The organism is Streptomyces rugosispiralis, from assembly GCF_024505145.1.
In the GTDB taxonomy this organism is placed as follows: Bacteria; Actinomycetota; Actinomycetes; order Streptomycetales; family Streptomycetaceae; genus Streptomyces; species Streptomyces rugosispiralis.
Map to the genome: position 1 here is coordinate 1 of NZ_JANIAA010000002.1, position 26,682 is coordinate 26,682.

The 26,682-nt window shown below is 71.3% G+C and carries 13 protein-coding genes; 6 read left to right on the top strand and 7 right to left on the bottom strand.

Annotated elements, in window-relative coordinates; translation table 11 throughout:
• From NP777_RS04085 to NP777_RS04100, 4 genes are all read left to right on the top strand, one after another.
• Positions 1 to 8,236: amino acid adenylation domain-containing protein (locus NP777_RS04085; protein WP_449343543.1), on the top strand; the 8,236-nt coding region annotated here is incomplete at its 5' end.
• The gene (locus NP777_RS04090; protein WP_256648646.1) at positions 8,236 to 15,444 is read left to right on the top strand and encodes an amino acid adenylation domain-containing protein; all 7,209 of its coding nucleotides are present in this window, start codon (positions 8,236 to 8,238) and stop codon (positions 15,442 to 15,444) included. The genes NP777_RS04085 and NP777_RS04090, both read left to right, overlap by 1 nt.
• Positions 15,445 to 15,498: 54 nt before the next feature.
• Positions 15,499 to 15,723: an MbtH family protein gene (locus tag NP777_RS04095; protein WP_256648647.1), complete on the top strand. Its 225-nt coding sequence runs from the start codon at positions 15,499 to 15,501 to the stop codon at positions 15,721 to 15,723.
• 133 nt (positions 15,724 to 15,856) lie between these two features.
• Positions 15,857 to 16,669, top strand: a complete 813-nt coding sequence (locus tag NP777_RS04100; protein ID WP_256648648.1) for an alpha/beta fold hydrolase — start codon at positions 15,857 to 15,859, stop codon at positions 16,667 to 16,669.
• 104 nt (positions 16,670 to 16,773) lie between these two features.
• Here the strand turns inward: NP777_RS04100 and NP777_RS04105 are convergent, their stop codons facing one another.
• Positions 16,774 to 18,963: an MMPL family transporter gene (locus NP777_RS04105; RefSeq protein ID WP_256648649.1), complete on the bottom strand. Its 2,190-nt coding sequence runs from the start codon at positions 18,961 to 18,963 to the stop codon at positions 16,774 to 16,776.
• Positions 18,964 to 19,346: 383 nt separating this feature from the next.
• On the opposite strand from NP777_RS04105, the gene NP777_RS04110 reads away from it, so the two are divergent.
• Positions 19,347 to 20,375 carry an ornithine cyclodeaminase family protein gene (locus tag NP777_RS04110; protein WP_256648650.1) on the top strand — a complete coding sequence of 343 codons (1,029 nt, stop codon included), beginning with the start codon at positions 19,347 to 19,349 and terminating at the stop codon, positions 20,373 to 20,375.
• Between the two features lie 141 nt (positions 20,376 to 20,516).
• On the opposite strand, the gene NP777_RS04115 is transcribed toward NP777_RS04110, so the two are convergent.
• From NP777_RS04115 to NP777_RS04125, 3 genes are all read right to left on the bottom strand, one after another.
• Positions 20,517 to 21,161, bottom strand: coding sequence for a response regulator (locus NP777_RS04115; protein WP_256648651.1), 645 nt, complete (start codon positions 21,159 to 21,161; stop codon positions 20,517 to 20,519).
• Positions 21,152 to 22,234: a sensor histidine kinase gene (locus NP777_RS04120; RefSeq protein ID WP_256648652.1), complete on the bottom strand. Its 1,083-nt coding sequence runs from the start codon at positions 22,232 to 22,234 to the stop codon at positions 21,152 to 21,154. The genes NP777_RS04115 and NP777_RS04120 overlap by 10 nt, the downstream gene beginning before the upstream one ends.
• Before the next feature lie 227 nt (positions 22,235 to 22,461).
• A complete protein-coding gene (locus NP777_RS04125; protein WP_256648653.1) occupies positions 22,462 to 23,118 on the bottom strand; it encodes a DedA family protein in 657 nt (218 codons plus the stop codon).
• Between the two features lie 514 nt (positions 23,119 to 23,632).
• Between NP777_RS04125 and NP777_RS04130 the strand changes: the two genes are divergently transcribed.
• Positions 23,633 to 24,223: an RICIN domain-containing protein gene (locus tag NP777_RS04130; RefSeq protein ID WP_256648654.1), complete on the top strand. Its 591-nt coding sequence runs from the start codon at positions 23,633 to 23,635 to the stop codon at positions 24,221 to 24,223.
• A 140-nt stretch (positions 24,224 to 24,363) separates the two neighbouring features.
• Here the strand turns inward: NP777_RS04130 and NP777_RS04135 are convergent, their stop codons facing one another.
• Genes NP777_RS04135 through NP777_RS04145 form a run of 3 tightly spaced genes read right to left on the bottom strand, consistent with a single transcriptional unit; the run spans position 24,364 to position 26,642 of the window.
• A complete protein-coding gene (locus NP777_RS04135) occupies positions 24,364 to 24,675 on the bottom strand; it encodes an ABC transporter ATP-binding protein (protein ID WP_256648655.1) in 312 nt (103 codons plus the stop codon).
• Between the two features lie 21 nt (positions 24,676 to 24,696).
• A complete protein-coding gene (locus tag NP777_RS04140) occupies positions 24,697 to 25,431 on the bottom strand; it encodes a YqjF family protein (protein WP_256648656.1) in 735 nt (244 codons plus the stop codon).
• 35 nt (positions 25,432 to 25,466) lie between these two features.
• A complete protein-coding gene (locus NP777_RS04145) occupies positions 25,467 to 26,642 on the bottom strand; it encodes a CaiB/BaiF CoA transferase family protein (protein ID WP_256648657.1) in 1,176 nt (391 codons plus the stop codon).
• Positions 26,643 to 26,682 lie beyond the last annotated feature (40 nt).

Here is a 26,682-nt window from a genome sequence, read left to right on the forward strand (position 1 = left end):
GCTGTTCGCCGAGGTGCTGGGCGTGGAGTCGGTCACCATCGATGACGACTTCTTCCGCCTCGGCGGTCACTCCCTGCTGGCGACGAGGCTGGTCAGCAGGATCCGTAGTGTCATGGACGCGGAGCTGCCCATCCGGCAGCTCTTCGAGACGCCCACCGTCGCGGGCATCTCCACCGCCCTGGCGACCGACGCCGTTCGCCGTGGTGTGGCCGTGGCCGATCCGCGTCCGGACCGTATCCCTCTCTCCTATGCCCAGCAACGGCTGTGGTTCCTCAACCAGTTCGAGGGCCCCAGTGCCACCTACAACGTTCCGATCGCGCTCAGGCTGACCGGTCATCTGGACCAGGAGGCGCTGCGCCTGGCGCTGGGTGATGTGGTCGCACGCCATGAGAGCCTGCGCACCGTCTTCACCGAGGACACCGACGGGGCCTATCAGGTCGTTCGTGCGCCGGGCGACGCCGAGCCGGAGTGGACGACGGTGGAGACGGACCGGGCCAACGTCGAACGGGAGCTGCGCGAGGCCGCGCGTCGTGGCTTCGACCTGTCGGCGGATTCCGGGGAACTGCCGCTGAGGGCAACGCTGTTCGCCCTCGACGGCGGCGACGAACACCTTCTCCTGCTGGTCCTGCACCACATCGTGAGCGACGCGTGGTCACGCGCTCCGCTGGCACGAGACCTGACGGCGGCGTACGCCACCCGTGCCACCACCGGCCGTGCCCCCGTCCGGGAGCCGCTGCCGGTCCAGTACGCGGACTACAGCCTCTGGCAGCGCGATATCCTCGGTGACGAGTCCGACCCCGACAGTGAGATATCGCGTCAGCTCGGCTACTGGACCTCCGCGCTGGCGGGTCTTCCGGATCAGCTGGAGTTGCCGTACGACCGGCCGCGGCCGTCCGTGGCCTCCTACCGCGGCGACCGCATTCCGTTCGAGATTCCGGCCCCGCTCTACGACAAGGTGGTCGCGCTCGCACGGGCCACGCAGTCGAGTCCGTTCATGGTGGTCCAAGCGGGGCTCGCGGCGCTGCTGACCCGGCTCGGCGCGGGTACGGACATCCCCATCGGCACGCCGATCGCCGGCCGCACCGACACCTCGCTCGACGATCTGGTCGGCGTCTTCATCAACACGCTGGTGCTGCGCACCGACACATCAGGACGTCCCACGGCCCGCGCGCTGATCGAGCGCGTCCGTACGCGGAACCTGGCCGCCTACGCCCATCAGGACCTGCCGTTCGAGCGGCTGGTGGAGGTGCTCAACCCGGAGCGCTCGCTCGCCCGTCACCCGCTCTTCCAGGTGCTCCTGGCCTTCAACAACACCGACACGGCGGCCACCGACCAAGCCGTGGCCGATATCCCTGACCTCACCGTGTCGCCGGTGGCGGCTGACACCGGCGTGGGCAAGTTCGACCTGTCCTTCACCTTCACCGAGCAGCCGCACCAAGCCGACGGGCTGCGAGGAGTGCTGGAGTACAGCACCGACCTGTTCGACCGGGACACGGTCGAAACGCTCGGTAGCCGGTACCTGCGTGTGTTGCAGGGCATGGTCGATGCCCCGGACGCCCCGCTCGACCGCATCGACCTGCTGGACGAGGTTGAGGCGCGGTCGGTGTTGTGGGGTTGGAACGACACGGTGTGTGAGGTGCCGGGTCGGTCGGTGGTGGAGTTGTTCGAGGAGCGGGTGGCGCGGACGCCGGATGCGGTGGCGGTGGCTGCCGGCGGGGTGTCCCTGTCCTATGGCGAGCTGGACGCTCGGGCCGATCGTCTCGCGCGGCTGATGGCCGACCGTGGGGTGCGGCCCGAGGCGTTCGTCGCGGTGGCGTTGCCCAGGTCGGTGGATCTGCTGGTGGCGCTGCTGGCGGTGTGGAAGGCCGGGGCGGCGTACTTGCCGTTGGACACCGAGTACCCGGCCGACCGGCTCGCCTACATGCTTCAGGACGCCGGGCCCGAACTCGTCCTGACCACAAGCGAGTTGGCGTCCGTGCTGCCCGACGTGGACATCCCACACGTGCTGCTGGACGCGCCCGGGACCGCCGAGGAGCTCGCCCGGACGGCGGGGCAGCGGCGGACCGCTCCTCCCGCGCTGTCGCATGCGGCGTATGTGATCTATACGTCGGGTTCGACGGGCCGGCCGAAGGGTGTGGTGGTGCCGCAGGGGCCGCTGGCGAATTTCGTGGTGGCGATGGCCGAGCGGTTCCAGCTCACCGGGGCGGACCGGTTGCTGGCCGTCACCACGGTCGGGTTCGACATCGCGGGCCTGGAACTGTTCGTACCGATGCTCGGCGGTGCGGCGGTGGTGGTGGCGGAGCGGGATGTGGTGCGGGATCCTGCGGCGCTGTGCGCGCTCGTGACCAACGAGCGGATTTCGGTGATGCAGGCGACACCGAGTCTGTGGCGGGCGGTGCTGGCCGAGGCCCCGGCGGCGCTGAGCGGTGTGCGGGTGCTGGTGGGTGGCGAGGCTCTGCCCGCCGATCTGGCGGTGGCATTGGCCGAGCGGGCCGAGTCGGTGACGAACATGTACGGTCCCACCGAGACCACGATCTGGTCGACAGCCTGGTCGGTCACCCCGGACACCGCGCGTGCGCCCCGTATCGGGCGGCCGATCGCCAACACCCAGGTGTATGTCCTGGACGGCGGGTTGCGGCCGGTCCCGGCCGGTGTGCCGGGTGAGCTGTACATCGCGGGCGAGGGTGTGGTCCGCGGCTACCACGGACGCTCGGGACTGACCGCTGAACGCTTCGTGGCCGATCCGTTCGACCGCACCGGCGGTGGGCGGATGTATCGCACGGGTGACCTGGTGCGGTGGACCGCCGATGGTGAACTGGAGTATCTCTCCCGGGTCGATGACCAGGTCAAGCTGCGGGGCTTCCGGATCGAGCTGGGCGAGATCGAGACGGTGCTGGCCGGGCATGAGCAGGTGGCCCAGGCCGCCGTTCTCGTCCGTGAGGATCGGCCCGGAGACAAGCGGCTCGTCGCCTATGTCATCCCATCCGTGGCGGGCGGCCCGGAGTCCCCGGCCCTGCGTGAGCACGTGGCCGCGCAACTGCCCGGCTACATGGTGCCGTCCGCGTTCGTGACGCTGGCGGCGTTCCCGCTGACGGCGAACGGGAAGCTGGACCGGCGTGCCCTGCCCGCGCCCGACTACGGCCCGGAGGGTACGGGTGGCCGGGCCCCGCGTTCGCCGCGCGAGGAGATCCTGTGCGGTCTGTTCGCCGAGGTCCTCGGCGTGGAGTCGGTCACCATCGATGACGACTTCTTCCATCTCGGCGGCCACTCCCTGCTGGCGACCAAGCTGGTCAGCCGGATCCGTACCGTCCTGGACGCCGAACTGGCCGTACGCCGCGTCTTCGAGGCGCCCACCGTGGCCGAGCTCGCCACGGCGCTCGACGAGTCCGCCGCGGTACGAGGGCGAGTGGCGCGTACGACGCGACCCGCCAGGGTGCCGCTGTCCCACGCCCAGCAACGCCTGTGGTTCCTCCAGCACCTGGAGGGGCCGAGCGACGCCTACAACATGGTCATCTCCCTCGACCTGACAGGCCCGCTGGACGAGGACGCGCTGCGTCGGGCCCTGGCCGATGTGGTCGCCCGCCACGAGAGCCTGCGCACGGTCTTCGCGGACGACGCGGGCGGCGGCGGTGCCTATCAGGTGGTTCTCGCGCCGGAGCAGGCACCGGTGCCGCTGTCCGTGGAGCAGGTGGCCGACGAGGCGTCCGTCGACCGGCTGATGCGCGGCGCCGCCGCGTACGCCTTCGACCTGACCACCGAGATTCCGATCCGCGCCTCGCTGTTCCGCCTGCCCGGCGAGCTGTCCGGTGGCCCGTCCGGTTCGCTGCCCGCTGCCCCGCCTGATGACCTGCCCCGTGACCTGCCCCGCGCCGGAGGGGCCGACCGCTCCGCGCTGCTCCTGCTCACCCACCACATCGCCGGCGACGCCTGGTCGCGCGGTCTCCTGGTCCGTGACCTGACGGAGGCCTACGCGGCGCGCGTGACGACCGGCCGTGCCCCCGTCTGGGAGCCGTTGCCGGTGCAGTACGCGGACTACAGCCTCTGGCAGCGTGACCTCCTCGGCGACGAGTCCGACTCGGGCAGCGAGATCGCGCGCCAGCTCGACTACTGGACCCGGGTGCTGGAAGGGCTCCCGGAGGAGCTGGCCCTGCCCTTCGACCGGCCACGGCCGGCCGCCGCCTCCTACCGGGGCGACCGGGTCGGGTTCGAGCTGCCGCCGGGCCTGTACGAGCGGCTGGTGCGGGTCGCCGGTGAGCATCGCGCGAGTCTGTACATGGTCCTCCAGGCGGCCCTGGCGACCCTGCTGACCCGGCTCGGGGCGGGCAGCGACATCCCCATCGGCACACCGGTCGCGGGCCGTACCGACGACGCGCTGGACGACCTCGTCGGGTTCTTCGTCAACACGCTGGTGCTGCGCACCGACACCTCCGGCAACCCCACCTTCACCGAACTGGTCGAACGCGTCCGGGCCCGGGACCTGGAGGCGTACGCACACCAGGACCTGCCCTTCGAGCGGCTGGTCGAGGTGGTCAACCCGGAGCGGTCGCTGGCCCGGCACCCGCTCTTCCAGACCGTCCTCAACCTGAACAACGCCGCTCGCCCCCTCACCGCGCGGACGGGCCTCACCGTCACCGGGCGACCGCTCGGGGCGCCCTCGGCGAAGTTCGACCTCTCCTTCGAGATCGCCGAGGCGGCCGGGACCACCGGGGCCGGGCTGGGCTGCGCGCTGGACTTCAGCACGGACCTGTTCGACCGGGCCACCGCGCGGAGCATCGCCGACCGCTTCGTCCGCGTGCTGGATCAGGTGGCCGCCGACCCGGCCGTCCGGATACAGGACCTCCAGATCCTCGACCCGGCCGAGCGGCGCGAGCTGACCGTGCCGCCACGGCACACCTCCGCCTCCGGCGTCACCTCCGCCTCCGACGAGACCTCTGGCCAGACCTCCGACGAGACCTCCGGCCAGACCTCCGGCGACACGATCGTGTCCAGGTTCGAGCGGCAGGTGGCGGACACTCCGGACGCGATCGCGGTGACCTACGAGACCACGTCCCTCACCTACTCCGAAGTGAACGCGCGGGCGAACCGGCTGGCCCATCTGCTGCGCGAGCGGGGAGCGGGCCCGCGGCGGTATGTGGCGCTGAGCATGCCCCGCACCGAGGAACTGGTCGTCGCGGTGCTCGGCGTACTCAAGTCGGGCGCGGCGTACGTGCCCATCGACCCGGCCTACCCGGCCGACCGCATCGCGTACGTGCTCGACGACGCGCGGCCGATCCTCACCGTGACGCCCGATGTGCTCGCCGAATCGGAGCGGTGCCACGCGGCCGATCCGGACGTGGCACTCTCGCCCCTGGACACCGCGTATGTCATCTATACCTCGGGATCCACCGGGCGGCCCAAGGGCGTCGAGGTGCCGCACGGCAACGCGATACGCCTGATGGACTCGACCGATCACTGGTTCGGCTTCGGCCCCGACGACGTATGGACGCTCTTCCACTCCTACGCCTTCGACTTCTCCGTCTGGGAACTGTGGGGACCGCTGCTGCACGGCGGACGCCTGGTCGTCGTCTCCTACGAGACCAGCCGGACCCCGGACCGCTTCCTGAAGCTGCTGGCGGACGAGCGGGTCACCGTGCTGAACCAGACCCCATCGGCCTTCTACCAGCTCATGGCGGCCGACCGGGACAACCCCGAGACCTCCGCTCGGCTTCGCCTGCGCCATGTCGTCTTCGGCGGCGAGGCGCTGGAGCTGGGCCGGCTGGCCGACTGGTACGCCCGGCACCCTGATGACGCCCCGTCCCTGGTGAACATGTACGGCATCACGGAGACCACCGTGCACGTCACCCATGTCGCGCTCGACGAGGCCGTCGTCGCCGCCTCGTCCGGCTCGGTGATCGGCGAACCCATCCCCGATCTCGCCGTGTACGTGCTGGACGAGCGGCTCCGGCCGGTCCCCAGGGGCGTGGCCGGGGAGCTGTACGTCGTCGGAGCCGGTCTGGCCCGCGGCTATCTCGGCCGCCCCGGGCTCACCGCACAGCGTTTCGTGGCGAACCCGTTCGGCGAGGGCCGCATGTACCGTACCGGGGACACCGGACGCCGATTGGCGGACGGGCGCCTGGAGTACCACGGCCGCGTGGACGACCAGGTCAAGCTGCGCGGCTTCCGTATCGAGCTCGGCGAGATCGAGGCGGCGCTCGAGACGCACGCCTCGGTGGCCGGGGCCGCGGTGATCCTGCGCGAGGATCGGCCCGGCGACAAACGCCTCGTGGCCTATGCCGTGCCGGCCGCCGGCGCCGAGTCCGTCCCCGAGCCCGACGCGCTGCGCGCCCACCTCGCCACCGCCCTGCCCGAGCACATGGTGCCGTCGGCCGTGGTCACGCTGGACGCGCTCCCGCTCACCGTGAACGGGAAGCTCGACCGGCGCGCCCTGCCCGCGCCCGTGTACGGCGGGAGCCCGGAGACGGACCGGCGGGGTCCGCGCACCGAGCGGGAGAAGACGCTGTGCGCGCTGTTCTCCGACGTGCTGGGGCTGGACGGGGTCGGCATCGACGACGGCTTCTTCGACCTCGGCGGCGACAGCATCATGTCCATCCAGCTCGTCAGCCGCGCCCGGCGGGCCGGACTCGAACTCGCGGTGCGCGACGTCTTCGAGCACCGCACGGTCGCCGCGCTCGCCGACATCGCCACGGAAACCGTCCGCGTGGCCGCGGAGGAGCCGGGGGCGGACGTCGGTGACGTACCACTGACGCCGATCGTGCGCTGGTTCCTCGAACGGGGCGGCCCGGCCGACCAGTTCAACCAGTCGCGGCTCATCCAGGTGCCCGCGGCCCTCCGCCAGGAGCAGCTGCGGTCCGCGGTGCAGTCGGTGCTCGACCACCACGGCGCCCTGCGGGCCCGGCTCACCGCCGCCCCCGAACGGCGGCTGGAGATACGCCGGCCGGGCGCGGTCGACGCCGCGTCCCTGGTCCGCCGCGTGGCCGCCGCCGGGCTCGAGGAGCCGGCCCAGCGGGATCTCGTACGGCGGGAGACCGAGGCCGCACGGGAGCGTCTCGACCTGGACGCGGGACGGCTCGTCCAGGTGGTCTGGTTCGACCGCGGCGCGGACGCACCGGGGCTGCTGCTCGTCCTCGTCCACCACCTGGTGGTCGACGGGGTGTCCTGGCGCATCCTCGTACCCGACCTGGCCGAGGCGTACCGGGCCGTGAGCGCCGGGCGGGAGCCGGAACTCCAGCCCGTGGGCACCTCGTTGCGCCGCTGGGCGCGGCGTCTGACGGAGGCGGCGGCAAGGCCCGCGCGGGCGGCGGAGGCCGCCTGGTGGCAGGAGGTGCTGCGGCCGGGGGACCCGCTCCTGGGCCGACGGCCACTGGACCCGGCCGGGGACACGTACGGGAGCGCGGCGCATCTGACGGTCAAGCTGCCGGTCGCGGTCACCGAGAAGCTGCTCACCCGCGTGCCGTCGGTGTTCACCGCGGAGGTCAACGACGTGCTGCTGACGGCGTTCGCCCTGGCGTGGGCCCGCTGGCGCGGCGGCCGGGGCGCCTGGGGCGCGGACGGCCGGACGGCCGGGGTGCTCCTCGACCTGGAGGGCCACGGGCGCGAGGAGGACCTCGTGGGTGCCGTGGACCTGTCCCGCACCGTGGGCTGGTTCACCAGCCTCTATCCCGTACGGATCGACCCGGGCGCCGCGGACCTCACCGACGCGTTCGCGGGGGGCCCGGCCGCGGGGGAGGCCGTCAAGCGGATCAAGGAGCAGGTGCGGGCCGTGCCCGACAAGGGCATGGGCTACGGCCTGGTCCGGTATCTCAACGCGAGCACCGCACCCGGGTTCACCGGCCTGCCCGAGCCGCAGGTGGCGTTCAACTACCTGGGACGCTTCACGGTCGCGGACGCCGAGGAGGCGGGCAGCACCACGGTCCCGGACTGGACCGTGCTCACCAGTGCCGCCGGTATCGGCGGCACCGACCCCCGGGTGCCGCTCGCCCACCCCCTGGAGCTCAACGCCCGCACCGACGACGGCCCGCGCGGACCCGAACTGGCCGCGACCTGGACCTGGGCGGAGGGCATCCTCGACCGGGCCGAGGTCGGCACGCTGGCGGACCTGTGGTTCCAGGCCCTCACGGCCCTCACCGAGCACGCGGAGCGCCCCGACGCGGGCGGGCTCACCGTCTCGGACGTTTCCCTGAGCCTGCTGAGCCAGGACGAGATCGAGTTGCTGGAAGACGACTGGAGGACCATGTGATGGCGACGCAGCCCGGATTACAGGACATCCTGCCGCTGGCCCCGCTGCAGGAGGGCTTGCTCTTCCACAGCGTCTACGACGAGGCGGCGCCGGACGTCTATGTCGTGCAGGACACCATGGACCTGGAGGGCGACCTCGACCCGGAGGCGCTGCGCGCCGCGTGCCGCACCCTGCTGCGGCGCCACGCCAATCTGCGCGCGGGTTTCCGCTACGCGGGGCTGCGGCGGCCCGTTCAGTTCATTCCGCATGAGGTGACCCTTCCCTGGGAGGAATTCGACCTCGCCGCGCTGTCCGAGGACGAGCGCACCGCGGCGGCGGACCGGGTGCTGGAGGCGGACCGGCGGCGCCGTTTCGACCTCGGCAAGCCACCGCTGATGCGGTTCACCCTGCTGCGGCTCGGCGCGGGCCGGCACCGCTTCGTCCTGACCAACCACCACATCCTGCTGGACGGGTGGTCGCGCCCGATGCTGCTGCGCGAACTGCTGGCGCTGTACGCGTCCCGGGGCGACGACGGCGGGCTGCCACGGGTCCGGCCCTTCCGGGACTATCTGCGCTGGCTCGCCGACCAGGACCGGGACGCCGCGGTGGCCGCGTGGCGCGCGGCGATGGCCGGACTCGACGGCCCCACGCTGGTCGCGCCCCGGGCCGGCGACCGGCCCGCGGTCGTGCCGGGACGCCTGGACGCCGAGCTCGAACCCGCCGTCCACGAAGCGCTCGCGACCCTCGCCCGGGAGCGTGCGCTGACCCTCAACTCGCTGGTACAGGGCGCCTGGGCGGTCGTACTCGGCGGGCTGACCGGCCGCGACGACGTGGTGTTCGGGGCCACCGTCTCCGGGCGGCCGCCCGAACTGGCCGGGGTCGAGACGATGGTGGGCCTGTTCATCAACACCCTGCCCGTCCGGGTACGGCTGCGCCCCGACGAGCCGCTGGTGGACATGGTGCGCCGAGTCCAGGACGAGCAGACCCGGCTCCAGGCCCATCAGCAGATCGACCTCGCCGAGGTGCGGCGGCTCGCCGGAGCCGGTGAACTCTTCGACACCACGATGGTGTTCGAGAACTACCCCGTGGATCTCGCGGCCGGGAACGACAAGCCCGGCGGGGCCGGCGGCCTGACCGTCGTCGGCGCCCGCAACCGCGACGCCGCCCACTATCCGCTGGCGCTCGTCGCGGTCGGCCGCGGCGGCCGGCTGCGGCTGCGCCTGGACCACCAGCCCGATCTGATCCCCGAGGCGTCGGCCCGCGCCGTCCTGGACCGGGTGGCGCGCGTCCTCACCGCGGTCGCCACCGACCCGCCGCGGCCCGTCGGCCGGCTCGAACTGCTCTCCCGGGACGAACATCGGGCCGTGTCCGCGTACGGCCGCGGCGCGGACACCGACGTCCCGGACCTCAGCCTGCCGGAGGCGTTCCGCGCCCAGGCCGCCCGCACCCCGCACGCCATCGCCGTCCGCACCGGCGCCGACGCGCTCGACTACGCCGCGCTCGACGCCCGATCCGAAGCGGTGGCGCGCCGCCTGACCCGGCTCGGAGTGGCTTCGGAGACCCCGGTGGCGCTGCTCATGGAGCGCTCGGCGAACGTCGTCGTGTCCGCGCTGGGAGTCCTCAAGGCGGGCGGCGCGTACGTGCCGCTGCGCGAGCGCGACCCGGCCGACCGGCTGCGTCGGCTCACCGGCCTCGCCGGTGTCTCCCTGGTCCTGACCGACCGGGCGAACGCCGGCCGCGCCGCGGACCTGGGCCTCCCCTCGGTCGTCGTGGACGACGGCGCCGTGGAGCCCGATCCCGCGCCGGGGGAGCCGCTGCCGCGCGTCCACGCCGACCAGATCGCCTACATCTGCCACACCTCCGGCTCCACCGGAACCCCCAAGGGCGTCGCCGCCACCCACCGCCATGTGCTCGAACTCGCCCATGACCGCTCGTTCACCGGCGGCGCCCACACCCGGGTCCTGATCCACTCGCCGCACGCATTCGACGCCTCCACCTACGAGATGTGGGTGCCGCTGCTGGCCGGGGGCACCGCCGTCGTCGCCCCGCCCGGCGATCTCGACGCCGACCTGCTCGGCAAGCTGCTCGTCGAGCATGAGATCACCGGGATGTTCCTGACCACCGGTCTCTTCCAGCTCGTCGCCGACGAGGCGCCCGAACACTTCGCGGGCCTCCACGAGGTGTGGACCGGAGGGGAGGCGGTCCCCGCCGCGTCCGTCCGCCGGGTGATGCGCGCCTGCCCCGACACGACCGTCGTCGACGTGTACGGGCCCACCGAGACGACCACGTTCGCGGTGCGGCACCGGCTTCCCCGGGGGCAGGAGGTCCCCGCCTCCGTCCCCATCGGCGGCCCCCTGGACAACACCCGGCTGATGGTCCTGGACACGGGGCTGCGCCCGGTGCCGCCCGGCACCGCGGGCGAGCTGCACATCGCCGGAGCGGGCCTGGCACGCGGCTACTGGCGGCGCCCCGGGATCACCGCGGAACGCTTCGTCGCCGACCCGTACGGCCCGCCCGGCGCCCGCATGTACCGCACCGGCGACCTGGTGCGCTGGAACTCCGAGGGCGTCCTCGAATACCTCGGGCGCGCGGACGAACAGGTGAAGCTGCGCGGCTTCCGCATCGAGCTCGGCGAGATCGAGGCACGGCTGGGCGGCCACCCCGACGTCGCCCAGACCGTCGTCACCGTGCAGGAGCCGCGGCCCGGCGACAAACGCCTCGTGGCCCACCTGGTCGCCGAGCGCGGCACCACCCCCGCCCCGGAGGACCTGCGGGCGCACCTCGCCGCCGAACTCCCCGACTACATGGTGCCCGCCGCGTTCGTCGTCCTCGACGCGCTGCCGCTGACCGCCAACGGCAAGGTGGACCGCAAGGCCCTGCCCGCGCCCGACACCGGTCCCGCCGCCGCCACCGGAGCGCGCCGTGCCCCGCGCAGCCCCCAGGAGGAGATCCTGTGCGGCCTCTTCGCGGAGGTCCTCGGTCTGCCGTCGGTCGGCATCGACGACGACTTCTTCGACGCCGGCGGACACTCGCTGCTCGCCACCCGGCTCGTCGGGCGCGTCCGTTCGGTCTTCGGCGCCGAGCTGGCGGTGCGGCAGCTGTTCGACACGCCGACCGTGGCCGGGCTCGCCCGCGCCCTCGACACGGCCGGGTCGGCCCGGCCGGCGCTGCTGCCCGCCGAGCCGCGCCCCGAGCGCGTCCCCGCCTCCTTCGCCCAGCGCCGGCTGTGGTTCCTGCACCGCTTCGAGGGCCCCTCCCCGACGTACAACATCCCCTTCGCGCTGAGGCTCACCGGCGATCTGGACCGCACGGCGCTGCGGGACGCCCTCATGGACGTCGCGGAGCGCCACGAGTCGCTGCGCACGGTCTTCGCCGAGGACACCGAAGGCCCGTACCAGGTCGTGCTGGACGGCCCGGAAGCCAGGCCCGCGCTGACCGTCGTCCCCGACACAGCCCCGGATCGCCTGGAGCGGGAGATCGCCGCCGCCGCGGGGTACGCCTTCGAGCTGACCGATGAACTCCCGCTGCGCGTCTGGCTGTTCGAGACCGGTGAGCGGGAACACGTACTGCTGCTCCTGGTCCACCACATCGCGGGCGACGGCTGGTCGGTGCCGCTGCTCGCCCGCGACATCGTCTCCGCCTACGCCGCACGGCGCGACGGTGTCGCCCCCGCCTGGCGGCCGCTGCCCGTGAGCTACGCCGACTACAGCCTGTGGCAGCACGAGGTGCTCGGCTCCGAGGACGACGAGAACAGCCTGATCTCGCGTCAGCTCGGCTACTGGGAGCAGGCCCTGGCCGGACTGCCGGACGAACTCGCGCTGCCCGCCGACCGGCCGCGCCCCGCCACCTCCGCCCATCGCGGCGAACGCGTCCCCTACCAGGTGCCAGGACCGCTGTACGAGCGGATCCGCTCCCTGGCGCGTGCCACCAAGGCCAGCCCCTTCATGGTGGTCCAGGCCGCGGTCGCCGCGCTGCTCACCCGGCTCGGGGCGGGCACCGACATCCCGCTGGGCACCCCGGTGGCCGGCCGCACCGACGACGCCCTGGACGATCTCGTCGGCTTCTTCGTCAACACGCTGGTGCTGCGCACCGACACCTCGGGCAACCCCACCTTCCGTGAGCTGATCGCCCGCGTCCGGGACACGGACCTGGCGGCGTACGCCCATCAGGACCTGCCGTTCGAGCGGCTTGTGGAGGTGCTCAACCCCAAGCGCTCACAGTCCCGGCACCCGGTGTTCCAGACGATGCTCACCTTCAACAACACCGAGCGGCGGCAGGCGGCGGACGCGGCGGCCCCCGAGGACGGCGTGGGGGCACCGGGCCTCGCCGTCGAGCGACTGGACTCGGACACCGGTACCGCCAAATTCGATCTGCTGCTGTCCTTCGCCGAGCGGCACGCCCCCGACGGCAGTGTGGACGGGCTGAACGCGGGTCTCGAATTCAGCACCGACCTCTTCGAACGCGACACGGCGGAGCGGCTCGTCGCGCGGCTCCTGCGGCTGCTGACGGCCATGACCGCGAACCCGCAGGCGAGGCTCGGCGAGGTGCCGCTCCTCGACGAGGGCGAACGGGCCACGGTGCTGAGCGGCGGGCACGGCGCGGTCCGCCCCGCCCCGGACGTCTCACTGCCCGAGCGGTTCGAGGCGGCCGTCGCCCGCGGCCCGCACGGCGTGGCCGTGGAAACCACGGCCGGCGCGGTCGGCTACTCGGAGCTGAACGTGCGCGCCAACCGCCTCGCACGGCTGCTCATCGACCGCGGGGTGGGCCCCGAGGACCTCGTCGCGGTCGCCATGCCCCGGTCGGCCGACCTGGTCACCGCCCTCACGGCGGTTCTCAAGGCCGGCGCCGGGTATCTGCCCGTCGACCCCGAGTACCCGGCCGGACGCGTCGCGTTCATGCTCGAGGACGCCCGCCCCGCCCTCGTGCTGACCACCCGCGAACTGGCCGGGGCACTTCCGGAAGCGCTCGCCGGCCGTACGTTCGTGATCGACGACCGGCAGGCCGCCGAAGCGCTCGCCGCGTACCCCGCGACCGATGTCACCGACGACGAGCGCGTCAGGCCGCTCGACCCCGCGCACCCGGCGTACGTCATCTACACCTCGGGTTCGACCGGGCGCCCCAAGGGCGTGGTGATGCCCGCGGGCGCCCTCGCCAACCTCCTGGACTGGCACCAGGCGCAACTGCCGGGCGGACCGGGCACCCGGGTGGCCCAGTTCACCGCGGTCAGCTTCGACGTCTCCGTTCAGGAGATCCTCTCCGCCCTGCTGCACGGCAAGACCCTCGTGGTCTGCCCCGAGGACGTCCGCCGTGACCCGGCCCGCCTGGCGCGGTGGCTGCACGACACGGGCGTCCAGGAGCTGTACGCGCCCAACCTGGTCATCGACGCCGTATGCGAGGCCGCCACCGCCCAGGGGCTTCAACTGCCGCGCCTCACCGACCTGGTGCAGGCCGGTGAGGCGCTCACCCCGCACGGCGCCATCCGCACGTTCTGCGCCGACCGCCCCGGCCGGCGGCTGCACAACCACTACGGGCCCGCCGAGACCCATGTGGTGACGGCCTGCCCGCTCCCGGCGGATCCCGACACCTGGACGCCCGGCCCCGCCCCCATCGGGCGGCCCGTCGACAACACCGCCGTGCGGCTGCTCGACCCCTGGCTGAACCCGGTGCCGCCGGGCGCCCCCGGAGAGCTGTACATCACCGGAGCCGCCCTGGCCCGTGGCTACATCGCCCGCGCCGACCGCACCGCGGAGCGGTTCGTCGCCGATCCCTACGGTCCGCCGGGCGCCCGGATGTACCGCACCGGCGACCTCGCCCGGCTCACCCGCGCCGGACAGCTCACCTACCTGGGGCGCACCGACACCCAGGTCAAGGTCCGTGGGTTCCGCATCGAACCGGGTGAGATCGAGGCGGTCCTCACCGCCGCCCCGGAGGTGGCGCGGGCGGCCGTGGTGGTGCGGGAGGACCGGCCGGGGGACCGGCGCCTGGTCGGTTACGTGGTCGGGGCGCACGGCGGGGAGCCCGAGGCGCGCCGGTTGCGCGAACACGCCGCCCGGCACCTGCCCGACCATATGGTGCCCGCCGCGTTCGTCACCCTGGACGCGCTGCCCCTGACGCCCAACGGCAAGCTCGACCGGGCCGCGCTGCCGGCCCCCGAGTACCGGACCGGTACCGCCCCCGGTGTGCCGAGGACGCCCGAGGAGCGTGCGCTGTGCGCCCTGTTCGCCGAGGTCCTGGGCGTGGCGGAGGTCGGAACCGAAGACGAGTTCTTCGACCTCGGCGGTCACTCCTTCCTCGCCGCCCGGCTGGTCGGCCGGATCCGCGACGAGATGGGCGGCGACCTGCCGGTGCGCGCGGTCTTCGACGCACCCTCACCGGCCGCGCTCGCCCGCCTGCTGACGGGCGAGGCGGCCGCGGAGGACCGCGACTCGACGGGGACACTGCTGCCCCTGCGCGCCCGCGGTACGGCCGCGCCGCTGTTCTTCCTGCACCCGGGAGGCGGCTTCAGCTGGTGCTACTCGGGACTGGTCCGCCACCTCGGCGCCGAGGTACCGGTCTACGGCGTCCAGGCCCGCGGCCTCGACGGCGCCGGACCGCTCCCGGCGTCCATGGAGGAGATGGTCGAGGACTACGCCGCCCGGATCCGCTCCGTGCAGCCGCACGGCCCCTACCGGCTCGCCGGCTGGTCCTTCGGTGGGCTGACCGCGCAGGCCCTGGCGGTCCGGCTGCGAGCGGAGGGCGAGGAGGTCGGGATGCTCGCGGTGCTCGACTCCTATCCGCCGGGGGAGCACAGCGACCACTCGGAGCCGGTGGAGCACGAGGTCGTCGCGAACAATCTGCGGGCCATGGGGTTCACCTTCGACATGGCCGAGCTCATAGCAGACCAGGAGCGGGTTCTGCTGCGCTTCCGGGAGTTCCTGCAAGCGGGAAATCACCCCATGGCTCACCTCGACCACCTCGAGGCCCAGGACGTGCTGGCCCTCAAGGACGTCTACGTGAACAATGTCCGAATCATGCGGTCTTACGTGCCCCAGTTCTTCGACGGGGACATGCTTTTCGTGTCCGCGGACCGGAAACCCGCCGAGCGGGAAACCCTGCTGAATGTCAACTTGTGGCAACCCCTGATAGGCGGGTCGATCGAGATCTGCCCCGTAGACTCGAATCACGGAGATCTGATGACCGACGCCCGCCACGCGGCCGTTATCGGACGCTTTCTCGCCGACCGGCTGTGAGCCGTGAATGTACGTCAAGCGCAAGAGAAGAATTCTTCGAGAAGGAGCGATCTCATGAGCACCAACCCCTTCGAGGACCCCGAGGGCACCTATCTCGTGCTCGTCAACGATGAGGGGCAGCACTCTTTGTGGCCGGCGTTCGTCGAGGTTCCACAGGGTTGGCGCACGGTCCTGGCCGACGCCACGCGGGACGCGGCGCTTGAATACGTGAACGGCAACTGGACCGATATGCGCCCCACGAGCCTGATCAAGGCCATGGAAGGCGCCGACGCGGCCTGAGCCGCTCCACCGGCGCACCCGCTGTACCGCCGTGTGGCCCGCCCCGCCGGGACGCCTCCGACGCGTCGTACCCGACGGGCGGGCCACACCCATGCCCGCGTACCCGGAAGACCAAGGAGAAGGGAGGAGCGAGATGCCGGTCATTCATGTCAACGGAATACAGCTCCACTACGAGGAAGCCGGCGAGGGCGAGCCGGTCGTGATGATCCAGGGGACCGGCGCCGGCCGCACCGTGTGGCAACTGCACCAGGTGCCCGCCCTCACCGCCGTCGGATTCCGCGTGATCACCCTCGACAACCGGGGGATACCGCCGACCTCGGGATGGACCGAGGGGTTCACCCTCCAGGACATGGTCGGCGATGTGGCGGGGCTCATCGAGCACCTCGGGATCGGTCCCTGCCGGGTCGTCGGCACGTCCCTGGGCGCCTTCGTCACCCAGGAGCTCGTGCTGGCCCGGCCCGATCTCGTGCGCCAGGCCGTCCTCATCGCCACCCGGGGCCGCACCGATGTGCTGCGGGCCGCCATCACGCGCGCCGAGATCGAGCTGTACGACTCCGAGGTGGAACTCCCGGTCCGGTACGCCGCCGTGGTACGGGCCCTGAAGTCGCTGTCCCCGCGCACCCTCGACGACGGCGCGGCCATGGCGGACTGGCTCGACCTGTTCGAGCTCTCGCCCGCGGGCGGCCCCGGACACCGGGCGCAGATGGAGTTGAGCACGCTGGACGACCGGCTCGAGGCATACCGGGGCATCCGGGTCCCCTGTCAGGTCATCGCCTTCGCGGACGACCTGATCACCCCTCCGCACCTGGCGCGCGAGGTCGCCGACGCCATCCCGGGAGCCGCGTACGAACTCATCGAGGGCTGCGGGCACTACGGCTATCTGGAGGACCCCACGGCGGTGAACAAGGCGATGGTGGAGTTCCTCACCGGGACGGCCGCCCACTGACGGCCATGGGAAGCCGGACGGCACGGGAACGAGGAGAGGGGGGAGGCGCCCGACCGGGGGTATCGGGACGGCCCTCCCCCCTCGTCAAAGGGGCAGCTCGGCCACTACCGCCGCGGGTGGCCGGGCGACGCGCTGGACGCCTCGTCCCGGCCCGTCTCCGGCGCGGGGGACCGTGGGTACGAGGCCGCCGGCACATCGGCGCCGCCGCCGGCCGGAGCCGACACGGAGGAGAGCCGCCGACCGGTCCCGGACACGCCGCCGGGCCACCAGTTCCACGGGCCGAGTACCGTCATCAGCGCCGGCAGCACGAAGATCCGGATGACCACGGCATCCAGCGTGATCGCCGCCGCGAGTCCCACGCCCAACTGCTTGAACTCGACCGCGTTGAGCGTGCCGAAGATCGAGAACACGGCCACCATGACGATCGCGGCACTGGTCACGACGCCCGCCGAGCGAACGATGCCCTCCCGTACCGAGTCCCTCACGGACGCGCCGTCCAAGGCCATCTCCCGGATCCGGCTGACCACGAACACGTGATAGTCCATGGACAGCCCGAAGAGCACCACGAACAGGAACAGCGGAAGCCAGGACACCACCGTGCCCGAGCTGTCGAAGTCGAGCAGACCCTCCGCCCAGGTGTGCTGGAAGACGGCCACCAGGACACCGAACGAGGCCGCCGCGGAGAGCAGGTTCAACAGCACCGCGGACAGTGCCACGGCCAGAGAGCGAAAGATCACCGCCATGGTGCCGAAGGTCAGCAGCAGCACGAAGCCCACCACCCAGGGCATGCGCTCCTCCAGATGGGCCGTGAAGTCGGCGCCCTGGGCGACCGCGCCGCCGACCGCGCCCTCGGCGTCCGGGACCTCGTCCAGCGCCTGGGGCACCCAGCCGCGCAGCACCTTCATCGACTCGGTGGCCTTGGGGTTCTTCGGCGGGTACGGCGTGCCCACATCGACGGTGTGCACCCGGCGGTCCGCGGACTCGCGGATCGTCGGCGTCTGGTCATGGGCGAACAGGCTGTTTCCCTCGGTACGGGCGATCAGCCCCCGCAGCGCCGCCTCGACCCGGCCGGCCTCGTCGGCGGGAGCCCGTACCGCCACCTTGTGCACGGTTCCCTCGCTCGGGAAGGCATCGGTGAGCCGGTCCGTCGCCCGCACGATCGGGATGTCCCGCGACAGGTCGTCCTGGCCGGGCTGCTTGAGCTTCATGTCCAGGGCGGGCAGGGCGAGCAGCAGCAGCGCGCCGATGGACACCACCAGCGTGAGAGCCGGTTTGAGCAGCGCCGGGCGCAGCAGCACCGGCCACATCCGCGACTCGCCGGAACGCATCGTGAGCCGCCACAGGAACGGCACCCGGGGACGGTCCAGCCAGCGGCCCAGCTTGGCGAGGAGGGCGGGCAGCACGGTCACCGAGCCGAGGACCGCGACCGCCACGACGATGATGGAACCGGTGGCCAGGGAGGCGAAGGTGGCCTCCTGGGCCAGGTACAGCCCGGCCATCGCCACGATCACGGTGGTGCCCGACACCACGACCGTGTGCCCCGAGGTCTCCGCGGCGATCTCGATGGCATCGATGTGGGACTTGCCCTTACGGCGCTCCTCCCGCTCCCGCTTGAGATAGAAGAGGGAGTAGTCGACGCCGACGGCCATGCCCATGAGCAGGATGACGTTGCTCACCGCGCTGGTCTCCGGCAGCACGTGTGAGGCCAGGGACGACAGGCCCATCGCGCAGACCACACAGGACAGCGCGAGCAGCACGGGCACTCCGGCGGCGATGATCGCGCCGAAGACCACCAGCAGGATCAGCAGGGTCAGCGGAACGCTGATCAGCTCGGCTCTCCGGAAATCCTCGCCGATGGTGTCCGACATGCCCTTCACCGTGGAGCCGTCGCCCACCTGCTCGATCTTGAGCCCGTCATCGGCGCGATCGGCCTCGGCGCTCACGTCCAGCAGCGGACGGACCCGGTTCATGGCGTCGTCCTCGTCACCGGTCATGGTCACCGGAACCAGCAGGGCCTTGCCGTTCGGTGCGGGGACCGGCTCACCGACGCTCCGCACCTCGGGCAGTGCCTTCATCCGGTCGGTGATGTCCCGGGCCGCGCGCTGCGCTGCCCGCCGGTCCAGCTTCCCGCCCGAATCGGCGGTGATGAGCACGTTCTCCTCGGGCCGCTCGGTGAAGTCCCCCGAAGAAACGATCTTGCCCGCTCGGCCCGACTCCCGGACGCCGGACTCCTCGGAATCGAGCTTGTTCGAACCGGCGGCGCCGCCGAGGAAGAGGCACAGCGCGACGAACACGACCCACAGTCCGATCGCCGACCACGGGTGCGTGGCGCTCCATCGAGCAACCCGTAACGTCGCCGGTTTCTTTCGCACCGTCTCTATCCTCCCAATGTCGCCGAACCGCCGGGGCAGCTGACAGGTTTATGACGGTGAAAGGTTAGTTCCGTGGCCCGGACGTCGATACGGGGTAAACCGCCTCGGTAGTCGGTGTTTCCCGCAACTGTCACCCTGCGGTTCTCCGCAGGGTGACAGTTGCGGGAAACCGTACTCGCCCAGGCGAGAACTTGACCGGAGGAAACCGCGGCCATTAGTTTAATATTCCGGTTCGTCCTTTCCGGTGGATCGAAAAATCCATTGGCAAGTAAATGCCGCACCATTATGCGAATCAAGGGGAATCAATGGAAACCACGGTCCTCACTCGGCAACATGTTGCCAAGATCGTCCAGGAGAAGGGATTAGACCTTTTCATGGACCGGATGATCGACCGGCTCGACGAGGCGTTCCGTGAGGAAAGCAGGCGGGGCGTCACCCCGGCGCGGGACGGATTCCTGCGCGGTCCGGGGAACACGGCCATCCTCGAATGGATGCCGCACCACCAGCCCGGCGACTCGATCACCATCAAGACCGTGGCGTACACCCCCACGAATCCGTCCACCCATCAGCTGCCCACCATCGTGGGCACGGTGGCTCGCTACGACGACGTGACCGGCCGTCTGCTGGCCATCGGCGACGGCATCCTGCCCACCGCGGTCCGCACCGGCGCCGCCTCCGCCATCGCGAGCCGTCTGCTGGCCCGCCCCGACAGCCGGGTCCTCGGCCTGGTGGGCGCCGGCGCCCAGGCGGTGACCCAGACCCACGCCCTGAGCCGGGTCTTCCCGCTGGACCGGGTCCTCGTCCACGACATCGAGCCCGCTCACGCCCGGTCCTTCGCCGAGCGCGTGGAGTTCCTCGGAATCGACGTGGAGGTGGCACCGGTCACGGAGATCGAGGCGGCATCGGACATCATCTGCACCGTCACCTCGGTCGGGGTCGGGGACGGCCCGGTCCTCGAGGGCGAGCGGCTGCGCCCGCACGTCCACATCAACGCCATAGGCGCCGATCTGATCGGCAAGTACGAGGTGCCGCGGTCCGTGCTGAAGTCCGCCTTCGTCATCCCGGACCACCGCGGGCAGGCGCTGCGCGAGGGCGAGTGCCAGCAGCTCGACGCCGGTGACCTGGGCCCGGAGCTGCCCGTGCTGTGCGCCGACCCGGCGCTCGCCGAGGCGCGGCGGGACGGGCTGACCGTCTTCGACTCCACCGGATTCGCCCTGGAGGATCACGTCGCCTTCGACGTGCTCCTCGAACTCGCGGAGGAAGCCGGCATCGGCGACCGGGTGCAGCTGGAACACCTGCCGGAGGACGCGCTCAACCCGTACTCCTTCCAGTGACGGAACCGGGCCGTGCCCGCCCGGACACCACCGGGCCGTGGCCGGCCCGGTGGTGTGCCAGGCGCCGAGAGGTGCCCGACGGTGTGTGGGACGACGTCGTCGGGCACCTCGGCATGCGTGCCGCCGTCGGCCGTGCGCCGCTCAGGACTCCAGATACCGCAGGACCGCCAGGATCCGCCGGCTGTAACCGGCGGTGTGCGACAGCTTGAGCTTGTCGAAGATCGTGTTGAGGTTCTTCTCCACCGAGCTCAGCGAGATGTGCAGCTTCTGCGCGATGGCCGTGTTGGTGTGACCCTGCGCCAGGGTCTCCAGGACGCTTCGCTCGCGCGGGGTGAGCTGGGCGAGCGGGTCACCGTGCGTGGTACGGATGACCAACTGGCGCACGACCTCCGGGTCGATGGCCGCGCCGCCAGCGTGAATTCGCTCCAGCGCGTCCAGGAACTCCTCGACCTGGGCGACGCGGTCCTTCAGCAGGTACCCCACCCGCTCCGCGTTGGCGGCCAGCAGCTGGGCCGCGTAGTTGCGCTCCACATGCTGTGACAGCACGAGCAGGCTGATCTGGGGCCAGCGCTTGCGGATCTCCAACGCGGCCCGCAACCCGTCGTCGGTGTGGGTCGGCGGCATCCGGATGTCGACGACGACCATGTCGGGCGTCTGCTCCTCGACCTCCTTCATGAGGGACACCGCGTCGCCCACCGCCGCGACGACCTCATGGCCCTCCTCGACGAGCAGGCGTACCAGTCCCTCCCGTAGCAAGGTCGAGTCCTCGGCGAGGATCACGCGCATGGAAGCTCCGCGGTAATGGTCGTGGGTCCCCCGAGGGGGCTGTCGATGTGCAGCAGACCGTCGAGCGCGCCCACCCGGCTGCGCAGCCCGGTGAGGCCGCTCCCCGATGGGTCCGCCCCGCCGGTGCCATTGTCCTCCACCCGCACCACGAGCACCGTTCCGTACCACGCGAGCCGGATGGAAATCGCCGTGGCACCGGAGTGCTTGGCGGCGTTGGTGACGCACTCCGACACCACGAAGTACGCGGCGGTCTCCACCGTCTGCGGCACCGCACGGTCGACCTCGAAGTCCATGCGGATGGGAATGGAGCACCGCTCGGAGACCCCGCTGAGTGCTTCCCGCAGCCCCAGGCTGTCCAAGGCGGACGGATAGATCCGCCAGGTCGCCTCGCGGAGTTCGGTGATGACCTCCTGGGACTCCTGGTGCGCCTGCTGCAGCAAGGCGTCCACCTGCTCGGGGTTGCGGCCACGGCTGCGGCGCGCCCGGCCGAGCAGCATGGCGAGTGCCACCAGGCGCTGCTGGATGCCGTCGTGGAGATCGCGCTCGATGCGGCGGCGCTCGGCGTCGACGGCCTGGACGACCGCGGCCCGGCTGGTGGCCAGTTCATCGATGCGCTGTCGCAGAAACTCCTGCTCGGACGGTCCGAAGCACTCGCGGGCCAGTTTGGCGTCCAGTGCCGCGAGGGAGTAGATGCCCTGCACGTCGAGGAACAGCAGCACTCCGCCGAGCAGCGCCTGGGTGAGGAGTTCCTGGAGGTCGAGGTGGCCTTGGAGCAACCGCACGGCCAGTACGGCGGCGAGGATCACGCCGAACCCCAGCAGACCCACGACGATGGTGCACAGCAGCCCCGTGTAGCTGCGGGTCGCCAGGTAGCGCAGGACCTTCTGGTCCGAGGACTTGTAGTGCTCGGGGAAACGATCGCCGAAGAAGACGAAGCGGCGCACCCGGTCCAGCGCCGCGACCCGATGGGCCCCGGAGGCGAGCGCGGCCAGGGCGCGGGGCCGGGTGCGCGGCCACAGCAGGAAGGCCGCCAAGGCCGTGCCGACGATCAGCAAGTAGAGGAATCCGAGCATGGCCGTACAGCAGCCGAGCAGTGCTCCCGGAATCTTGCGCGGCCACGAGGGTTCCGCCGCCCCCCTGCCGTCGTTCTCACCGGGTGAGCCGAGAAACAGGTGATGAGTGGCGATATTTGTCGAATCCCCCTGCACGGGGGCAGAGCCTAGCCCGGCCGCACACCCCGGGCAAGATCGCCCGAGCTGTGGCGCGAGCAGAGCGGAGGGGCCGGGGCGCGCGTCGTGGCTCATGAAGCGTGGTGCCGCCGGTCGCGCCCGCGGAACCGCATGACCACATAGACCGCTATGGCCACCAGAACCGCGACCAGGACCACCTTGGAAAGCACACCGACGTAGGTTTCCACCTCGTCCCACTGATCGCCCAGCCAGTAACCGGCCATCACCAGCACCGTGTTCCAGACCAGACTGCCCAGCGTGGTCAGCAGGGCGAAGACCGGCAGCGGCATGCGCTCGACCCCGGCCGGAATGGAGATGAGGCTACGGAAGATCGGCACCATGCGGCCGATGAACACCGCCTTGGTGCCGTGCCGCTCGAACCATTGCTCCGTACGGTCCAGATCGGACGTCTTCACCAGCGGCAGCTTCGCCCAGATGGCGTGCATGCGCCGACGGCCGACGAGCATGCCGATCCAGTACAGCACCAGCGCGCCCACCACCGAGCCGAGCGTCGTCCAGAACAGCGCCGACGCCAGGCTGATCACACCCTGCCCCGCCGCGAATCCGGTCAGGGGCAGGATCACCTCACTGGGCAGCGGCGGGAAGAGGTTCTCCAGCGCGATGGCCAGACCGGCTCCCGGCCCGCCCATCGCGTCCACGAGATCCGCGGCCCAGCCGGCGATGCCGTCCGAGGGCTCCTGGGGCAGAGCCAGGGTCATCAAGTGCATGCGTGGTCTCCAACATGGCGGTCCGGCGCCGGGGCGCCTCCCGCCCCGGCCCTTGCCAATCTAGAAACCGCGGACCAGCGAGAACATGAGGATTGCCGCCCGACCCGGTGGTGTTCTCCGCAACGCTGACCCTGCGGGAAACCGCGGATCAGCCGGGTGCCGGGCCGCCCGGGCACACCATGAGGACGCGAGATCCCTGGCGCGGAGCAGCCGACGAGCGATCGGAACATGGACCGGAACCCATTGTGCGGTCAGTCGGGGAATTGCGTCGTGCGGATGGTCCCCGAACGTCAGGCCGGACAGCGTATGGCGAAAAAGTGCTCACGACATCGCTCTGCCTCAATGGTAATTTTCAAGGCGCAGCGCATGGTACCCGAGAAATGATTTTGGATCAGCATTCAAGGTGGGCGCTGTCAGCGGCCCCGTCGTGTAGCACCGGGGGGATACAGCTCCGACGATCAAGAATGCCCGCCTGCATTCGATCCTCCACACTCGACAAGGAAAGCGGACACAGATGAAAAATCACGTCAAGGCCGCGGGGCTGATCGCAGCGGCTGTGGCCGCGACCGGTGGCACGGTCCTCTCGGCGCCAGCCGCCTCGGCAGCCTCGTCGAGCCCGGCGTCGGTGGCTCCGCAGGTGTCGCCCTCGACGACGCCGTTACCGCCGACGGCGAGATCGGCGGCATTCGGCAAGTTTCTCGTGAACAACAACAGCGGCAAGTGCCTCAGTCCGGCCGGCGGTGGTGTCGACAACAACGTTTTCACTGTCATCTACGACTGCGACACCCACCCGTCGCGCAGCTGGTATCTCGTGGACAAGGGAAATTCCCTCTACCAGATCCTGAACCTCAACAGCGGTAAGTGCCTCGCTCCTGCCGGAGGAGCCGGCAGCAACAACACCCAGACCGTCATCTACACCTGCGACAATGATCCGTCGCGACTCTGGTACTTCACCGATAAGGGAAATTTTAATTACCAGATTGTGAACTACAGCAGCGGCAAGTGCCTCACCCCGGCAGGCGGAGGTGTTCTGAACAACACGCCCACCGTCATCTACAACTGTGACGCCGACCCGTCGCGTGTCTGGTCTCTCGCCGCGCAATAGCGGCTCCGGTCGTCGATCACGAAGGCGATGAACAGCGCGGAGGCAGCGAGGACGGGGCGTCCCCCTCGCGGACCTTGTCCGCCAGACCGGCGACTTCCCGGAGATCGCCGTCGCGACGCCGCGGACCACTCTGAAGGTGCTCAGGACTTGGCCGCGCCCGGGACCGCGTCGAGCAGCGCACGGGTGTAGGCGTGCCGCGGGCGCTCGTAGAGGTCCGCGGCGGCACCGTGTTCCACGATGCCGCCGCGGTACAACACCGCGACCTCGTCACTGACATGCCTGACGACGGCGAGGTTGTGCGAGATGAACACCATGGTCAGGCCGAGTTCTCGGCGCAGCCCCGCGATGAGGTTGAGAATCTCCGCCTGGAGATCCTCGAATCGCTGATCCGCGGGTGATCCGCCGTCCGCCGCGGCGCCATCCGGTTTGGAACACAGCTCCGTATTAGACAATCGTGATCCCACTTCCCGGGCTCATGCGCGTCGCGGGGTTCCGAAGCGCACGGCGACCCCGGGGGAGTAGAGCACACTCACCGGCGGGCCCGGCATGGGCGGCAGGCCCGCGGTGGTGAGCAGGCCGTCGTCGAGTTCGAGCAGCTCGGCCCGGTGCAGCGGCCACGGTGCGTGGTCGTTCGGCAGGTGCACCGTACGGCCGTGCCAGGAGACATGCAGACCCCACCGGGCGGTCAGGAAGCGTTCCAGCCGTGTGGGCTCCGCGATGGCCCCGCCTATCCTCACCACGGCCCGGCTCCTGCGACCCCGGGCCGCCGGGCGCCGTCGCAGGCCGCAGCTATAGGTGATCACATCGCTCTCGCGGCACAGCCGCATCGCGGACCACCGATAGGGCAGCCGGACGGTGAGTCGGCCCACCAGCACGGGAAGCAGCCGGGCCGCGTCGAGGGACCGGAACACCACACCGCGCCGGCCCTGCCCGTCCACCGAGTACAGCCGCACGTTGGTCTCGCAGAACGTGCCCAGATACCGCAGGCCGGGCCCCGGCCCGAAGCCCACACCGCGCATCCGGAACGGCACCAGCCCGACATAGGTGACACCGTCGAGGGTGTCCGGGCGCGTACCGGCGGGCAGCAGCGGGGCCACGTGTTCCGGCTCCACCGGCCAGTGCAGGAACGTGAGTTCATCCCAGCGCTGGACCAGTGTCGGCCGTCGCACGGGCCGTGGCGTGGACAGGGTGATCGGCTCGATCTCCATGGCCGTCGTCCTAGCACAGGAGCGCGGGCCACCCGTCAGGCGGGTCCCGGTTCTCCCGGGCGGGGGACCGGCTCGGAGAACTCGGCGCGCACCGCCTCCGTGTGCGCGCCGAGCCCCGGCACCGGCCGCATCGGCGCCCTGCGGCCCGCCACCTCCACCGGCGGCAGCAGCCCGCGCAGCGGCCCGACCGGGGAGCCGAACTCGCCCCAGCGGTCGCGGGCCTCGAACTGGGGGTGGGCGGCGAACTCCGCGAGGTCGCGCAGCCGGGCGTTGGCGATACCCGCCCCGTCCAGCAGCGCGATCAGCCCCTCGGCCGTGTGGTCCGCGAAGCACCCCTCCAACTCGGCCGTCAGCTCCTCGTCATGGGTGCGGCGCAGCGGATTGTCCGCGAAGCGCGGATCGCGGACCAGCGCAGGGCGCCTGAGCACCCGCTCGCACAGCGCCACCCATTCACGGTCGCTCTGCACGCTCAGGAACACCTGACCGCCGTCCCCGCAGCGGTAGGCGCCGTACGGCGAGATGGACGGATGGCGGGCGCCGCTGCGGACGACCCCGGCACCGCCGTACGCCTGGGCGAAGAAGGGGTGGCCCATCCACTCGCCCAGCGCGTCCAGCAGGCTCACGCTCAGATCGGTCCCCGCACCGGTGCGCTCCCGCTCGTACAGCGCGGTGAGAATGCCGGTGTACGCGTACATCCCGCCCGCGATATCGGCGATCGAGATCCCGGGACGGGCCGGGGCCTCCGGGCTGCCGGTGATCGACAGCAGCCCCGCCTCGCACTGGATGAGCAGGTCGTACGCCTTCTTCTCGCGGTACGGGCCGCTGTCCCCGTACCCGGAGATCGCGCAGGTGATCAGGCGGGGGTGGGCGGCTCGCAGCGTCTCCGCCCCCAGGCCCAGCCGGTCCACCGCGCCGGGCGCCAGATTGTGCACGAAGACATCGGCACGGGCGAGCATCGCCCCGAGCAGCGCCCGGTCGGCGTCGTCCTTGACGTCGAGGACGACGCTCTCCTTGCCGCGGTTGACCCAGACGAAATAGGCCGACGCGCCCTTGACCTCGCGGTCGTACTCGCGGGCGAAGTCCCCGCGCCCCGGCCGCTCCACCTTGATGACCCTGGCCCCCAGATCGGCGAGCTGACGGGTGGCGAACGGGGCGGCGACGGCCTGCTCCAGGGCGACGACGGTGATGCCTTCCAGGGGCTGTGCGGGCACGGGCGGCTCCTTCGGTGCGGGTAGTCCCTGTCTACCCCGC

What these genes read in the sequence shown, in the direction of transcription:
- NP777_RS04090 (WP_256648646.1), top strand. Translation starts at nt 8,236, where the DNA reads ATGGCGACGCAGCCCGGATTACAGGACATCCTGCCGCTGGCCCCGCTG.
- NP777_RS04095 (WP_256648647.1), top strand. Translation starts at nt 15,499, where the DNA reads ATGAGCACCAACCCCTTCGAGGACCCCGAGGGCACCTATCTCGTGCTC.
- NP777_RS04100 (WP_256648648.1), top strand. Translation starts at nt 15,857, where the DNA reads ATGCCGGTCATTCATGTCAACGGAATACAGCTCCACTACGAGGAAGCC.
- NP777_RS04110 (WP_256648650.1), top strand. Translation starts at nt 19,347, where the DNA reads ATGGAAACCACGGTCCTCACTCGGCAACATGTTGCCAAGATCGTCCAG.
- NP777_RS04115 (WP_256648651.1), bottom strand. Translation starts at nt 21,161, where the DNA reads ATGCGCGTGATCCTCGCCGAGGACTCGACCTTGCTACGGGAGGGACTG.
- NP777_RS04120 (WP_256648652.1), bottom strand. Translation starts at nt 22,234, where the DNA reads ATGCTCGGATTCCTCTACTTGCTGATCGTCGGCACGGCCTTGGCGGCC.
- NP777_RS04125 (WP_256648653.1), bottom strand. Translation starts at nt 23,118, where the DNA reads ATGCACTTGATGACCCTGGCTCTGCCCCAGGAGCCCTCGGACGGCATC.
- NP777_RS04130 (WP_256648654.1), top strand. Translation starts at nt 23,633, where the DNA reads ATGAAAAATCACGTCAAGGCCGCGGGGCTGATCGCAGCGGCTGTGGCC.
- NP777_RS04140 (WP_256648656.1), bottom strand. Translation starts at nt 25,431, where the DNA reads ATGGAGATCGAGCCGATCACCCTGTCCACGCCACGGCCCGTGCGACGG.